At 43.7% G+C, this 14973-nt stretch carries 14 protein-coding genes; 11 read left to right on the forward strand and 3 right to left on the reverse strand.

The annotated features are described in order from the left end of the window. Window positions 1–241 precede the first annotated feature (241 nt). From dxs to MST17_RS02065, 8 genes are all read left to right on the forward strand, one after another. Window positions 242–2152: a 1-deoxy-D-xylulose-5-phosphate synthase gene (dxs, locus tag MST17_RS02030; protein ID WP_180026066.1), complete on the forward strand. Its 1911-nt coding sequence runs from the start codon at window positions 242–244 to the stop codon at window positions 2150–2152. Window positions 2153–2264: 112 nt separating this feature from the next. Next, window positions 2265–3095 (forward strand): inositol monophosphatase family protein, encoded by an 831-nt coding sequence (locus tag MST17_RS02035; RefSeq protein ID WP_078189303.1) that lies wholly within the window; start codon window positions 2265–2267, stop codon window positions 3093–3095. A gap of 457 nt (window positions 3096–3552) precedes the next feature. Then, on the forward strand, window positions 3553–5364 hold the full coding sequence (locus MST17_RS02040) for a DEAD/DEAH box helicase (RefSeq protein WP_078189302.1): 1812 nt from the start codon (window positions 3553–3555) through the stop codon (window positions 5362–5364). Window positions 5365–5771: 407 nt separating this feature from the next. Next, the gene (locus tag MST17_RS02045) at window positions 5772–6590 is read left to right on the forward strand and encodes an ABC transporter ATP-binding protein (protein WP_218945413.1); all 819 of its coding nucleotides are present in this window, start codon (window positions 5772–5774) and stop codon (window positions 6588–6590) included. Then, window positions 6587–7366: a lipid asymmetry maintenance ABC transporter permease subunit MlaE gene (gene mlaE / locus MST17_RS02050; protein ID WP_078189301.1), complete on the forward strand. Its 780-nt coding sequence runs from the start codon at window positions 6587–6589 to the stop codon at window positions 7364–7366. Before MST17_RS02045 ends, mlaE begins: the two co-directional genes overlap by 4 nt. Continuing rightward, the gene (locus MST17_RS02055; RefSeq protein WP_078189300.1) at window positions 7366–8046 is read left to right on the forward strand and encodes an outer membrane lipid asymmetry maintenance protein MlaD; all 681 of its coding nucleotides are present in this window, start codon (window positions 7366–7368) and stop codon (window positions 8044–8046) included. Before mlaE ends, MST17_RS02055 begins: the two co-directional genes overlap by 1 nt. Before the next feature lie 17 nt (window positions 8047–8063). Further along, entirely contained in the window at window positions 8064–8699 is a 636-nt protein-coding gene (locus MST17_RS02060; RefSeq protein WP_078189299.1) for a phospholipid-binding protein MlaC, read from the forward strand. A 39-nt stretch (window positions 8700–8738) separates the two neighbouring features. Continuing rightward, window positions 8739–8999 (forward strand): lipid asymmetry maintenance protein MlaB, encoded by a 261-nt coding sequence (locus MST17_RS02065; RefSeq protein ID WP_218945760.1) that lies wholly within the window; start codon window positions 8739–8741, stop codon window positions 8997–8999. Window positions 9000–9077: 78 nt separating this feature from the next. Here the strand turns inward: MST17_RS02065 and MST17_RS02070 are convergent, their stop codons facing one another. Further along, entirely contained in the window at window positions 9078–10091 is a 1014-nt protein-coding gene (locus tag MST17_RS02070; protein ID WP_078189297.1) for a CorA family divalent cation transporter, read from the reverse strand. A 155-nt stretch (window positions 10092–10246) separates the two neighbouring features. Between MST17_RS02070 and MST17_RS02075 the strand changes: the two genes are divergently transcribed. Both MST17_RS02075 and MST17_RS02080 read left to right on the forward strand, forming a co-directional pair. Further along, window positions 10247–10852: a TIGR00730 family Rossman fold protein gene (locus MST17_RS02075; RefSeq protein WP_180026064.1), complete on the forward strand. Its 606-nt coding sequence runs from the start codon at window positions 10247–10249 to the stop codon at window positions 10850–10852. Beyond that, window positions 10852–11259, forward strand: a complete 408-nt coding sequence (locus MST17_RS02080; protein WP_180026063.1) for an NUDIX domain-containing protein — start codon at window positions 10852–10854, stop codon at window positions 11257–11259. The genes MST17_RS02075 and MST17_RS02080 overlap by 1 nt, the downstream gene beginning before the upstream one ends. Window positions 11260–11305: 46 nt before the next feature. On the opposite strand, the gene MST17_RS02085 is transcribed toward MST17_RS02080, so the two are convergent. Then, the gene (locus MST17_RS02085) at window positions 11306–11938 is read right to left on the reverse strand and encodes a ComF family protein (protein WP_180026062.1); all 633 of its coding nucleotides are present in this window, start codon (window positions 11936–11938) and stop codon (window positions 11306–11308) included. A gap of 146 nt (window positions 11939–12084) precedes the next feature. After that, entirely contained in the window at window positions 12085–14130 is a 2046-nt protein-coding gene (recG, locus tag MST17_RS02090) for an ATP-dependent DNA helicase RecG (protein WP_180003443.1), read from the reverse strand. 59 nt (window positions 14131–14189) lie between these two features. On the opposite strand from recG, the gene MST17_RS02095 reads away from it, so the two are divergent. Then, window positions 14190–14969 carry an NAD-dependent epimerase/dehydratase family protein gene (locus MST17_RS02095; RefSeq protein WP_180021597.1) on the forward strand — a complete coding sequence of 260 codons (780 nt, stop codon included), beginning with the start codon at window positions 14190–14192 and terminating at the stop codon, window positions 14967–14969. Window positions 14970–14973 lie beyond the last annotated feature (4 nt).

A 14973-nucleotide genomic window follows, 5' to 3' on the forward strand; every position in this document is an offset into this window, starting at 1 on the left:
AACGACGAATTTATGCAGAACATTTTCTTTTTTGTATAAAGCGAACGATAATAGTTGATAAATAGGAAGATTATTCAGGATAATCTGACTCATTCAAAATCTCCCCAACGAGATCATTGCTAAAAATTACATCGCTACAAGTTTGGCTGATTGTAAGGTGATACAATTCGACGATATGATCGAGTTACCCATTTAGACCGAGCTTAGGAATTTGCCAGGCTTTAGAAGGCTTTGCCACATTATGCTGTATAAAGAAATACCATTTCAACGCCCTGTAACACCGTTGCTGGATACGATTAACCATCCTCAACAACTTCGTTTACTCGAGCGCAGCCAATTAGAGCAAGTGGCGGATGAGTTACGTCAATTTATTTTGTATGCGGCCGGACAAAGTGGTGGGCATTTTGGTGCCAATCTTGGGGTGATCGAATTAACCGTGGCATTACATTATTGTTTTGAAACGCCACGTGATCGTCTGATTTGGGATGTGGGTCATCAAGCCTATCCGCATAAAGCCTTAACTGGTCGTCGTGAACAATTAGTGACGATTCGTGCCAAAGATGGTTTGGCTGCGTTTCCTGCCCGTGAAGAATCTGAATTTGACACCTTTGGTGTAGGCCATTCATCAACAGCGATTTCTGCTGGTCTTGGGATGTCATTGGCACGTCGCTTCAAGCAAGATCCCTGTCATGTGGTTGCAATCGTGGGTGATGGCGCGATGACAGCGGGCATGGCTTTTGAAGCCATGAACGATGCGGTGGCACACAATGCTGACCTCATGGTGGTATTGAACGACAATGATATGTCGATCTCATGCAGTACCGGTGGTTTTGCCAAACATTTGGCTGCGATTTGGGAAAGTGGTCAATCGGTTAATATTTCTGAAAATGGCGAAGCCTATATTCAACCGCATCCTGAATGGGCGTATAACTCACGCCTACATTGTGCTGCGACCGATGCTGCAGATAACTTATTTAAAGCCATTGGCTTTAACTACTTTGGTCCTTTTGATGGGCACGATGTTGAACAATTAACACATGTGTTTGAAGCCTTAAAAAAACGCACAGGCCCACGTTTAGTGCATGTCTATACCAAAAAAGGTAAAGGCTTTGCACCTGCCGAAGCAGATCAAATCAAATACCATGCCATCAGTAAAGTGAATGCACCCGTTGCAGTGGCAACTGCACCGAAATATTCAGATGTTTTTGGTCAGTGGTTATGTGATGAAGCTGCACAGGATGATCGTTTATTGGCGATTACTCCAGCGATGTGTGAAGGCTCAGGCATGGTGCAATTTGCCAAGCAGTTCCCTGAGCGTTTCTTTGATGTTGCCATTGCAGAACAACATGCGGTGACTTTGGCTGCGGGTATGGCCTGTGAAGGGGTAAAACCGGTTGTTGCAATCTATTCAACCTTCTTACAACGTGGTTATGACCAGCTGATTCATGACGTCGCTTTGCAAAATCTTGATGTGACATTTGGTATCGACCGTGCAGGTTTGGTTGGTGAAGATGGCCCAACGCATGCCGGTGCATATGATTATGCCTTTATGCGTACCGTGCCAAACATGGTGATCATGGCGCCGAAAGACGAAAATGAATGTCGTCAAATGTTGCATACGGCTTATTTGTATAAAGGCCCAGCGGCGGTACGTTACCCACGTGGTAATGGACTGGGTGTTGAGATTCAGCAAGAGATGATTGAGCTTGAAATTGGCCGTGGTGAAATTGTTGCAAACTTCAATGATCAGCAAGATGACACCATTTCTATACTGGCTTTTGGTAGTCGTGTTCAAGCGGCACTAGAGGCAGGGCAGGCTTTAGCGACAAAGCTAGATGTGGCTGTACGTGTGATTAATATGCGCTTCGTGAAGCCATTAGATACACAGTTGATCGATCAAATCGCAGCAAGTACGCAACTATTTGTGACAGTTGAAGAGCATGCAGTCATGGCGGGTGCGGGCAGTGCAGTAAATGAATATTTAGCCCAAGCAGGCGTGGTTAAGCCTGTGCTGAATTTAGGTTTGGCTGACGAGTTCATGCATCAAGCAACACATGCTCAAATGTTGCATCAGGCTGGACTGGATGCTGAAGGCATTGGCGCTTCAGTGACACAGAGCTGGCTAAAACATAAGCAAACAGTGGTTTGTTGAATTTCTAATTTTTAGAAACATTTTTTCCCTAAAAGCCCTTATATTTGATAAGATATAAGGGCTTTTATGCATTATTCTTTATCAGTATCTTCAAATTTGTAGTGGGTGTTCAATGGAACCTATGGTGGTTATGGCTGCGCGTGCGGCTCAATTAGTTGGTCAAGAGCTTTTAAAAGCGCATCAAAATCGTCATAAACTCGATCTACAAGTCGAAGAAAAAGGAATTGATGGTCCAGTAACGCGTGTAGACCGTTATTTGGAACAATTGACTATCGATACCCTACGTAAAAGCTATAAAAATCACAGTTTCCTAGGCGAAGAGTTTGGTCTTCAAGAAGGCAAAGGTCACGACGCTGATTGGTGTTGGATCATCGACCCACTTGATGGCACATTAAACTTCGTTAATGGTGTTCCACATTTCTGTATCTCTATTGCAGTTCAACATAAAGGTGTAACTCAACACGGTGTTATTTATGACCCTGTGAAAGATGAGTTGTTCTCTGCAAGCCGTGGTCGCGGTGCGATGATGAATCAACGTCGTATTCGTGTAAATGTAAAAGACAGCTTAGAAAACACTTTCCTTTCAGTGGGTCATGCGTATCGTAAAATTCGTAATGGCGAAGTGGTTTCTTATGCGAAAAACCATTTCAACTCATTGTTAAATGTGACTGAAGCCGGTGCTCAATACCGTCGTTCAGGTTCTGCTGCTCTTGATCTAGCATATGTTGCTGCCGGTCGTTTCGATGGTTATTTCGAACTTGGTTTGAAACCTTGGGACATCGCTGCGGGTGAACTTATTGTGAAAGAAGCGGGTGGTACTGTGGTTGATGCTCGTGGTGGTAACGACTCAATGGACAATGGTCAAGTACTTGCATGTTCTATGAAAATGCTTAAACCGCTTATGCAAGCTGTTGTTCCAGCTTGGGGTGAAGCTGCTAAATAATAGAACGCTTAGTTCGAGTTTATTGACAGAATAATGAAATAAAGCCCTCTTTATGAGGGCTTTATTTTTGTCTAATCGGTCAAAAATAATGGCTTAAACACCTATAATTTAAAGCTTCTTACAAAAAATATTCTGAAGTTGACTAAAACAGGTGACATTTAAAAACTTTCTGCTATAATCCCCGCACGCACTAAATTTCGTTCATTACCTGAACATTCTCTTCTATCATTGTGTATGCGCGTTCCGGTCCAAAGAGAGGACGATATTTCGCGCCCCACCCAATCGCTAAGCGATTCCTTCAGGTTGCGGCTGTAATCATGTGTGCGTTATACGCATCGTCGTTCTCGGATCGCCGCTGATTCTATATTTTCAGCGTCTTTTGCTGTGCCGCTTTTTGCCGATGTCCATCTGAATTTATATTTTTAATGGAGCACCCATTTTTGGGGTGAAATACTCTATGAGCAAAACTTTTGCTGATTTTCCTTTACATGAGTCGTTACAACTAGCATTACAAGGTCTAGGTTTTACTACTCCGACTCCAGTGCAAGAACAATCAATTCCAGCTGCATTAGAAGGTAAAGACCTTCTTGTATCAAGCCAAACTGGTTCTGGTAAAACTGCTGCATTCTTACTCCCAACTGTGAATGCTTTGGCTGGTCAAGACACATTGATGTCTTTTAAAGAGCGCATGAAAGCGGTAACTGCACCGTCTATTCTTGTACTTTGCCCTACACGTGAATTGGCTCAACAGGTTAGCCAAGACGCAATTGCTTTAGTACGTCACATGAAAGGTGTTCGTATTGCTGCAATCATGGGTGGTATGCCTTTCGGTAAACAAATCCAACAGCTTAAAGGTGCACAAGTTGTCGTAGCGACTCCAGGTCGTTTACTTGACTTGGTGAACCGTCGTCAAATTAAATTAGACAACGTTGATGCGTTAATCGTTGACGAAGCTGACCGTATGCTTGACTTAGGTTTCTCTGAAGACCTAGAAGCGATCAGCGACTTGGCTGCTAACCGTAAACAAACATTAATGTTCTCTGCAACATTTGCGCCGCGTATCATTACACTTGCAGAACGCATGATGAATGATCCACAGCGTATTGCGATTGAAACTGGTCACTCTACAAATACTGACATTACTCAGACTCTTCATTGGACTGACGGTTTCGAACACAAGAAAAAACTTTTGACTCACTGGTTATCTGATGAGTCTGTAGATCAAGCAGTTGTATTCGCATCTACTCAAGAAGATACAGATATGTTGGCTGAAGAACTTGCAGAAGCAGGTCACTCAGTTGTCGCTCTTCACGGTGCAATGCCACAAACTGTACGTAACCGTCGTTTACGTAGCATTCGTGAAGGTCGTGCAAAAATCTTAGTTGCGACTGACGTTGCTGCACGTGGTCTAGACGTACCAACTATTTCTCACGTAATTAACTTCGGTCTTCCAATGAAGAACGAAGACTATGTACACCGTATTGGTCGTACAGGTCGTGCGGGCCGTACTGGTAACGCGATTACTTTAGCGACTTACCGTGAACGCGGTAAAATTCGTGCTTTAGAAGACTTCTTAGATGCACGTTTAAATGTATCTGAAATTGAAGGTCTTGAGCCATCTCCACCTCCTGCACGTGGTAGCCGTGATGGCGGTCGTGGTCGTCGTGATGGCGGTCGCGGTGGTCGTGGTGGTTTCGGTGGCGGTCGTCGTTTTGAAGGTGAGTCAAACTTCAAACGTCGTGAAGGCAACCGTGATGGCGAACGTCGTTCATTCGGTGGCGAAGATCGTCCACGTCGCGAATACAACAACGATCGTCCACGTCGTGAAGGCGGTTTCGAAGATCGTCCACGTCGCGAATTTAACAACGATCGTCCACGTCGTGAAGGCGGTTTCGAAGATCGTCCACGTCGCGAATTTAACAACGATCGTCCACGTCGTGAAGGCGGTTTTGAAGATCGTCCACGTCGCGAATTTAACAGCGATCGTCCACGTCGTGAAGGTGGTTTTGACCGTCGTTCTAACGATGACAACCGTGGTAACCGTGTAGATTACAAACCAGCTCGTGAAGGTTATGGCGATCGTCCAAAACGTTCATTTGGTGAAGATCGTCCACGTCGTGAATTCAACGGTGACCGTCCTCAACGTTCATTTGGTGAAGATCGTCCAAAACGTTTCGGCGATGACCGTCCAAAACGTTTCGGTGATGATAAACCACGTGGCGAACGCACTTTCGGTGAAGACCGTCCACGTCGTAAATTCAATGACTAATTGAATTTCGAAAGAAATATCGAAAAAACCGGTGGAAACACCGGTTTTTTTTATGGATTTAAATTAGCTTTTTAATCAGAAAAATGTATACTTGATCAAACTTTATGTGTTTAATGATAATTAATATGAACGGAAACGCGTTGGCAAATATGCGTACAGTGATGATCGAGGTACTTATGCCTTATATCGGTTTGACACTCTTATTGTGTAATATCGTTTACTATATATACAATTATTTTAACTAAATTCTTCTATTGGGTTGAAAACACCCTCTATAAAATCGCATTAATAATAAAAAACAATTTACCTGATGGAATGCAGGGATATGCGCTCATGCAATGGTAACATTTTAAACTTCAATCCTTTATAGTATGCATGCTGAAAAAAATGCAGGAAAATCCTCAGCTATGAATAATCAAACGTCTTCTCAGACTCAGGCACTGATCGAAGTGAAAAACCTGAGTTTTAAGCGAGGAGAGCGCGTCATTTATGACAATGTCAGTTTAAAAATTCGTCGTGGTCAGATCACTGCAATTATGGGTCCATCTGGTACAGGTAAAACGACTTTACTCCGTTTAATTGGTGGTCAATTGACTCCCGATAATGGAGAAGTGTTGCTTGATGGGCAGGACATTGCACAGATGTCACGTCAGGAACTCTTCGCTGCGCGTGCGCGTATGGGGATGCTGTTTCAGAGCGGCGCATTATTTACCGATATGTCGGTATATGAAAACGTAGCCTTTCCCATTCGTGCGCATACCAAGTTGCCAAAGCATTTGATCGCTGAAATTGTTGCGTTGAAATTAGAGTCTGTTGGTTTACGTGGTGCAGAAAAAATGATGCCCTCTGAACTTTCAGGTGGTATGAATCGTCGTGTGGCTTTGGCCCGTGCAATTGCACTCGATCCTGAGCTGATCATGTATGACGAACCCTTTGCAGGGCAAGACCCGATTGTGATGGGGGTTTTAACTCGCTTGATTCGTTCGCTACGTGAAGCTTTAGATCTAACCACGATTATTGTTTCGCATGATGTGGCTGAAACATTATCAATTGCAGATTACATCTATGTTGTGGCTGAAGGGAAAGTGCAGGGCGAGGGAACACCTGAGCAGTTAAAAGCACATGCTTCGCCTTTTGTGAAGCAGTTCTTGACGGGTTCGGTAGAAGGTCCGGTCGATTATCAATTCAGTCATCAGCCCTATTTAAATCATGAGGTTCGTTCATGAATGCTATTGCCGCATTAGGTAGACGCGTCATTGAACGTGTTCGAGGAATCGGCGTAGCAACCATTATGTTGCTGCAGATTCTTTTTTCCATGCCGACTTTACTTGGCGTGAAATTGTTTATTTATCAGATGTACCGTGTTGGTGTGCTTTCATTACTGATTATTGTGGTATCTGGCTTATTTATTGGCTCGGTACTGGGTTTGCAGATGTATAGCATTCTGTCGACCTTTGGTAGTGAAGCGATGCTCGGCACAGCCGTTGCACTGACTTTACTGCGTGAACTTGCACCTGTGGTTGCGGCTTTACTCTTTGCAGGTCGTGCAGGTTCTGCTTTGACGGCTGAAATTGGTTTGATGAAAGCCACTGAGCAGTTGTCGAGTATGGAAATGATCGGGGTCGATCCATTAAAACGAGTGATCTCGCCTCGACTTTGGGCTGGTATTTTTAGCTTGCCAATGTTGTCGGTGATTTTCGCTGCGGTCGGCATCATGGGCGGTAAATTGGTGGGTGTTGATTTTCTGGGTGCAGATGAAGGCTCTTATTGGAGTGGCATCGAGAACAGTGTGCAATTCTTTAAAGACGTCTTTAATGGCACCATCATCAAAAGTTTTGTTTTTGCATTAATTTGTACATGGATTGCGGTCTATCAGGGTTATGCCTGTGTCCCAACTTCAGAAGGTATTGCAACGTCGACCACACGTACAGTCGTGTATTCTTCGTTGTGTGTTTTAGGATCAGATTTCGTGTTGACTGCGGTCATGTTCGGAGGTATTTAATGAAATCACGTACGAGTGAACTGGCCGTCGGTTTTTTTGTCATTCTTTTTGCTATCGCTATTTTCTTCTTGGCGATGCGTGTGAGTGGTTTGGTCGGCAATAACATCGAAGACAGTTATGAATTGACCGCGACATTTGAAAATGTAAACGGGATTAAACCCCGTGCCAAAGTCACCTTAAGCGGTGTCAAAGTCGGTCAAGTGGAGTCGTTGAAACTCGATCCTGTGACGCGCTTAGTGACAGCACATCTGATTATGGATGGCTCATTAACCTCTTATAACGCAGAACAATTAAAAGAAGTGCAAAAGAATGCACTCGAAGAACTGCGTTACACATCAGATTATGAAGCAGCAACACCTGCGAAACAAAAAGAAATGGAACAGCAACTGATTGCTAACATGAAATCCATCACCAATATCGATGAAGATGCTTACATTATGGTGGCAACCAATGGTTTATTGGGCGAGAAATATTTGAAAATTGTACCGGGTGGTGGTGTCAACTTCTTAAAACGTGGTGACCAAATTGGTAATACCCAAGGTACGATGGAAATCGAAGATTTGGTGTCTAAATTTGTGACCGGTGGTGCAGGGAACAAATCTGACAGCACAGCAGAAGCTGAACAAAAAACAGAAGCTGCTGACACAACAACGGCAGAAGAACCTGCATTTGTTGAATAATTTTTAGGAGAAATTAAGTGAACACATTGTTAAAACATACGCTTACAGCAAGTATCTTATCAACTATGATGGCAGGTACAGCTTTTGCTGCTCCAAGCGAAGCACCACCTGCATTTGTAAAAAAAGTGGCTGATGGCCTCATTACACGTTTAAAAGCAGATCACGCAAAACTACAAAATAACCCTGCGGCTGTGAAAACGATTGTTCGTCAAAACTTAGACCCGTATATCGATTCACAAGCGTTCACACGTATCGTGATGGGTACGTATGCCACTAATCAATATAGCTCAGCGGCTCAACGTGCACAGTTTGAACGTAACTTCCGTGCAACGCTGATCGAAAATTATGGTTCAGCTTTTGCCAAGTTTAGTAACCAAACGTATAGCATGCGTCCATATAAAGCGTCGAACAGTAAGAACCCTGTTGTAACGATTGATTTCCATAACAACGGTGAAAAAATTCCAGTCTCTTTCCAGTTGGCGGATAAAGGTTCACAATGGAAAATCCGTAATATCAACGTTTCGGGTATCGACCTAGGCTTACAATTCCGTAATCAGTTTGCGGCAACTGTAAAACGTAATGGCGGTAACATTGATAAAGCAATTGCGAACTTCAAACCTGATGCTGACGCAGCATTGGACAAGAAAAAATAAGATAGGTGATGTGTGATTAAACTTCATCAACAAGAATTGATGGTTTCAGGCAAAATCGATTACAACAATGCCGAATTGTATTATCAAGACGGCTTGAAGTTGATTCAACAACAGCAAGCTTTTCCCTTAGTGGTCAATCTTGCTGAGCTTGAGCATGGCAGTACTTTGGCTTTAGCTGTTTTGGTCCGTTGGTTACGTCAAACGCCAAAAGCGCAAGGTTTGCAGTTTAAAGCAGTCCCTGAAAAAATGATGAAGATTATTCAAGCCTGTCATCTTGAGCATGACTTGCAATTGATCTAAATAAAAAAAGCACCGTAAGGTGCTTTTTTTATTGCAGTGCGATAAGAAGTTCTCGCAAGTCTACGCAATAGGAACGGATTAAATCCATTTCTTCCAGCGGAAGTACATCAATGGGCCAATAAAGAATGCCACGATGATTAAGCTGACCACGATAAAACTGGTTGTACCATGTGCGAAGGGCAGTACATCGGTGTTCATCCCATAGACGCTAGCCACTAACATCGGTGGCGCAAGCATACTTGGTAAAATCGAGAATCGACGAATCGTATCATTCTGTTCGGTGTTAATGAACCCAGAGGTGGTATCCAGTAAGAATCGAACCTTTTGGAACAAGAAAGCATCATGCTCAACAAGAGAGCGCACGTCTTCACTGAGTTCTCGGATGTCGGCATCATAAATATGACTGCCCAAGGCCCGAGGACGTGACAGGAAGGTGAGAACACGACGTAAGTCGATCAGACACAGCTGAGCTTTCCCGAGCATATCTTCTAAATGCGCAAGTCGGGTAATCATGTCATCTAAGTCTAAAATCATCTCACGATGACGGTTATTCAGCACTTCTGTGGAATACTTTTCTAAGTCCTTGTGGATATCTTCCAAGATATCCGCAAGCTCATCGAGTTTGGCTTCTAAAAGACCCAATAAAATCCAAGTTGGATCTTTATAGTCAATTTCATAGTCATTACGACGCGCACGGGCACGAAAGGCACGGAAAGCCACCAGCTTTTCACCCCGTAAAGTGAATAAGCGCTCTTTATGCAAAATAAAGGCAACTGTCTGCACGGTAGCTAAGGTGCTGGCATTTTCTTCGGGTTCGCCATCGACCTGAAAATTTTTATTTTTCGTTAAAAAATAGGTGCTGATGTGCAAAATACCATCGTCATCACGGTAGAATCGTGCACTCGACGAAATATCTTCTAATGATTTTAATGTAGGTAAATTCTGATCATAGGCATCCATAATCCATTGCTGCTCTTCCTGAGACGGGGCAATGAGATCGAGCCAGACTAAATCCTGATGTAAATCGAAGTCACCATTGATGGTGACATCTTCCAGGCTACCGCGCTCTGTGGCGTAAAAGGCTTCAAGCATGTTGTCTTTTCCCCTTACGCAGTAAGTTAAAAATGAATGGGTGTATTTTAGACAAGGATTTGCTGAAAAACACTGTTCTAATGCTTATTTTATGAAAAAATCTGTTTAAAGTTGATTTTTCCAGCATAGCGTTCCTGATCTGATGGTGATTATAAATGAAATCTATCGCAATTTTCTGTGGTTCCGCCCTTGGTAACAATCCTGCCTATTTACAGGTGGCTGAAAATGTCGGTCGTCATTTGGCGGCACAAGGCATCACACTGGTCTATGGTGGTGGTCGTTCAGGTTTGATGGGGGTTGTGGCAGATAGTGCTTTGCGTGCAGGCGGGCAAGTCATTGGGGTGATTCCAAAAGTCCTGGTCGATAAAGAATTGGCACATCCAGATTTAACCGAATTGCATGTGGTAGAAAATATGCAACAACGGAAAACCAAAATGTCTGAACTCTCGGATGGATTTGTAGCGATTCCAGGTGGAGCAGGGACTTTAGAGGAAATTTTTGAGCAGTGGACGTGGGCTCAATTGGGCATTCATTTAAAGCCATGTGCCTTTCTCAATGTAGATGGTTTTTATGACGATTTATTGAATTTTCTAAAAACAACTGCAGAAAAAGGCTTTACCCATCCGCGTTTTATCGAAGGCTTAATTGCAGAAGATAATATTGAAACGATTGTTGAGAAATTTCAACATTTCACTGCGCCAGAGCCGAAATGGGGCATGGTTGAACGTACAGCCTTTATCGCGGATTTGGAACAAGATTGATGAAAACCATAACCGTTGCCGCAGCCATTATTTTAAATGAACAGCATGAACTCTTAGTGGTTCGTAAAAAGCACACGGCATTCTTTATGCAAGTGGGTGGTAAATTAGAACCCAATGAAGCCCCTGAAATTACCATGCTACGTGAAATTCAGGAAGAAATAGGCTGCGCTGCACAGATTGAGCAATTCATTGGTCGTTTTGAAACGGCAGCTGCCAACGAAGCCGATCATCTATTGGTGAGTTATGTCTATCTTGTTCAGTTGCAAGGCGAACCGAAAATTGATGCGGAAATTGCAGCGATGCAATGGGTCAGCTTAGATGATAAACAAACAAAACTCGCACCTTTAACACGTGAGGTGGTGATTCCTTGGGTGAAGCAGCAGGCGCGATCTCTTGCTGAAAGCTAAACCGCTTAGCTTGCTCAGTTTCTTTATTAGTGGTTGATGTTAGAAACTAAGGCTGTGCCGCAGCAATGCATGCGACATATACCTGCGTGCAATGTAGCTGATGTAACAGCGTACTTAATGCATGGATTGAACTCCCCGTGGTCACCACATCATCAATGATGAGGACTTTACGGAAACGGCGTTTTTCGGTTGGGTTGATAATAAATTGTTGTTCGATATTTTCTAGGCGTTCTAGCCGACTTAAACCTTTTTGAGCGTGCTGTGCTTGACGAATCACCGGTTGCCAAACAGGGATGCGCAATTTCTTTGCCATCATCTGTGCAACGAGCAGCATTTGGTTATACCCACGGTCTTTAAGGCGTTCTACTGAAATAGGCATGGGGACGATGGCTTGAACCCTAGCTAAGCGCAAGCTTAAAAGGCTCTGTGCCAGTAAATTTTGATAGTGCAATTGTTGCTCATACTTATAGCTTTGAATGATGCGATCTATAGGGAAATCATAGTAAAAGGCACAAGAGATGCTGTGTTCATGGCGATCAACCGCTTGTTTAAACCAAGGCAGTTGTGCCCAGCAGTCGGTACAAAGCGAATGATGTTGTTGTCGATCGATACCGCAGAGCAGGCAAGGGGAAACGCTCTGTATTCCTTTTTGGATGAAGTGTTGGATAGATTGGAGCATGTTTTTATTCTAATCATTCTTTTTTGAGTATTTTGCACAGTTCGTGGTGAAGTGCAATCACAACACCACAGCAACCTGTTCGACAAGCTTATTGGTTCAAGCCAATCTGTATAATTAGGATGATCGATCTGTCATCCTAATAATTATTATACATAGGCGTATCGAGGAGCTTCCGGCAGCCATCGTTTTAAAAGCGCTTGAGCCTGTGCAGGATAGTCATTCAGGACTTGTTGAGCCACATAGTGAGCCTGATTGAGTAAATGGTCATCTCGCTCTAATTTTGCTACACGAAAGCCCATATCGCCCGTTTGTTTAGTGCCGAGGAGCTCACCGGGGCCGCGAATTTCCAAATCTTTTTCAGCAATAATAAAGCCGTCATTGGTCTCGCGCATAATGCGTAAACGCTCTTGCCCATTTTGCGACAAGGGATTTTTATACAGCAAGGCACAGAAACTGGCTTTGGCACCACGCCCTACACGACCACGTAGCTGATGTAGTTGTGAAAGCCCTAGGCGTTCTGCATTTTCAATCACCATGATTGAGGCGTTCGGGACGTCAACACCGACTTCAATGACGGTGGTTGCAATTAGTAATTGCAATTCATTATTTTTAAATTGCTGCATCACTGCTTGCTTTTCATCGGCCTTCATTTTGCCGTGAACCAGACCAATATTGAGGTCTGGGAAGCGTTCTTTAATTTCATTAAAAGTTGCTTCAGCGGCTTGAGCATCTAAGGTTTCGGATTGTTCCACTAGGGTACAGACCCAATAGGCTTGTTTGCCTTCAGCACAATTGCTGGCAATCCGCTGTAGCACTTCTTCACGACGATCCAGTGGAATGGTGACCGTTTGAATCGGTGTACGACCGGGTGGTAGTTCATCAATGACAGAGGTGTCTAAGTCGCCATAAGCCGACATCGCCAAGGTACGAGGAATAGGGGTTGCTGTCATCACCAGTTGATGTGGTGTCATGCCATTGAGACCTTTGTTCCGAAGTGCCAAACGCTGATCGACACCAAAACGGTGTTGCTCATCAATAATCACTAAACCCAATTTGGCAAATTGAACATTGTCTTGAAATAAAGCATGTGTGCCGACCACTAAATTAGCAGAACCATCTTGAATACTTTGTTCTGCTGCAGCTCGAGCTTTACCTTTTTGCTTGCCTGAAAGCCAGGACACGGTCAGTCCCATAGGCTCAAACCATTTTTTGAAATTTAGATAATGTTGTTCGGCCAAAATTTCTGTTGGCGCCATCATGGCCACTTGCCAACCTTCCTCAAGCGCATGACAGGCTGCAACGCCTGCAACCAAGGTTTTACCTGCACCTACATCGCCTTGTACGAGTCGCAGCATAGGTTTGTTCTTTTTCAGATCGACCGCAATTTCTTTGGACACGCGTTTTTGTGCGCCGGTCATTTCAAACGGTAGTGTACTTAAAAGCTGTTTGGTGAAGTTCTTACTTGCAGAGAATGACGGTGCTTCGATTTGTTGAATATAAGCACGGCGGCTGAGCAAACTGACCTGATGGGCAACCAATTCTTCGAAAATTAAACGTTGCTGTGCAGGATGAGAACCTTGGCTGAGTTGCAACATATTGGCATCGACAGGGGGGTGATGAATATAGTCCAGTGCTTGTTTTAGGGCATAGCCATTGGTGAATTTTTCTGGCAATAATTCAGGTAAGTCATCACTATATAACTGTAGTGCTTGTTTGACGTATTCACGCAGTTTGGGCTGTGTTAAGCCTTCAGTTGCAGGGTAAATCGCAGTGAGTTGGGTTTGAGGTAAAGGCGTGTGTTCAGTAATCACCTGTAGTTCAGGATGATACATTTCTAAGCCACGAGCACCAACACGGACTTCACCAAAAATCCGTAAACGATTTCCCGGTTTTACCCGATCAGTAATGCCTTTGTAGATATGGTAAAAACGTAAAGTGACTTTGCCACAATCGTCATCCAAAAGGGCGGCCATCGATTTACGCTTACCGGGTGGGAAGTCGATATTTTTGACCGTGCCTTCTAGTAAATAACTGCGGCCCACGGTTAATTGGTTCATGGGGATGATCGTGCTACGATCTTCATAGTCGCGTGGCAGATGAAACAAAAGATCATCTGTCGTGAAAATATTTAGTTTTTCAAGTAAAGCAGCGGCGGCATTGCCAACCCCTTGCAATTGATGGACGGCAGCCATGTCCCCTCAACTTCGGTTTATATGATCTAAATGGATCAGTTCTGAGAATAGGTCGTTTGATGCATATTCTATTTATCGGTTATGGTAAAACATCGCAACGTGTTGCTAAACAATTATTTCAGCAAGGTCACCAAATTACTACAGTGAGTCGTAGTGCGAAAGAGGATGATTTTGCAGAACATTTAATCCAAGATGTTCACCAACTGGATTTGTCGCAGGTTCAACCGATTGATGTAGTCTATGTTCTTTTGGCTCCTGCACGTCATGCTCAACTCAATGCTGTGGATGCTTACCGACACACTTATGTCGATTCTGTACAGCCGATTGTTCAAGCATTAGCACATCATCCAATACAACGTTTAATCGTGGTGTCTTCCACTCGTGTCTATGGTGAACATGCGGGGGAGCGGATTGATGATGACACTGTGCCACATCCGATCGATGAGCAGGGCATGTTGTTACTGGAAATGGAGCATCGCTACACACAAGCATTTCCTAACGAATGCGTGATCGTACGTCCCTCTGGGATTTATGGCACATCGACAACACGAATGCAGAAACTGGCAGAAACGACTCATCGCTATCCCAATATTCATTGGTCAAATCGAATACATATCGATGATTTGGCAAAATTTCTGTGTCATCTACTTCACGTGGAACATCCTGAAAAATCATATATTTGTACTAATAACCAACCTCAACCTTTGCATGAGCGAATCTTGGAATTGCAAAGAGCTATGCATTTACCCGAATTGGTTTTAGAGAGTGAAGTAGAAACAGGTAAAAAGATTTATGCAACGCGGATGATGGAGAGTGGTTTTAAGTTAGCGCACGATTGATTGT

It is taken from the genome of Acinetobacter sp. YH16056_T (assembly GCF_024605895.1).
Classification (GTDB): Bacteria; Pseudomonadota; Gammaproteobacteria; order Pseudomonadales; family Moraxellaceae; genus Acinetobacter; species Acinetobacter amyesii.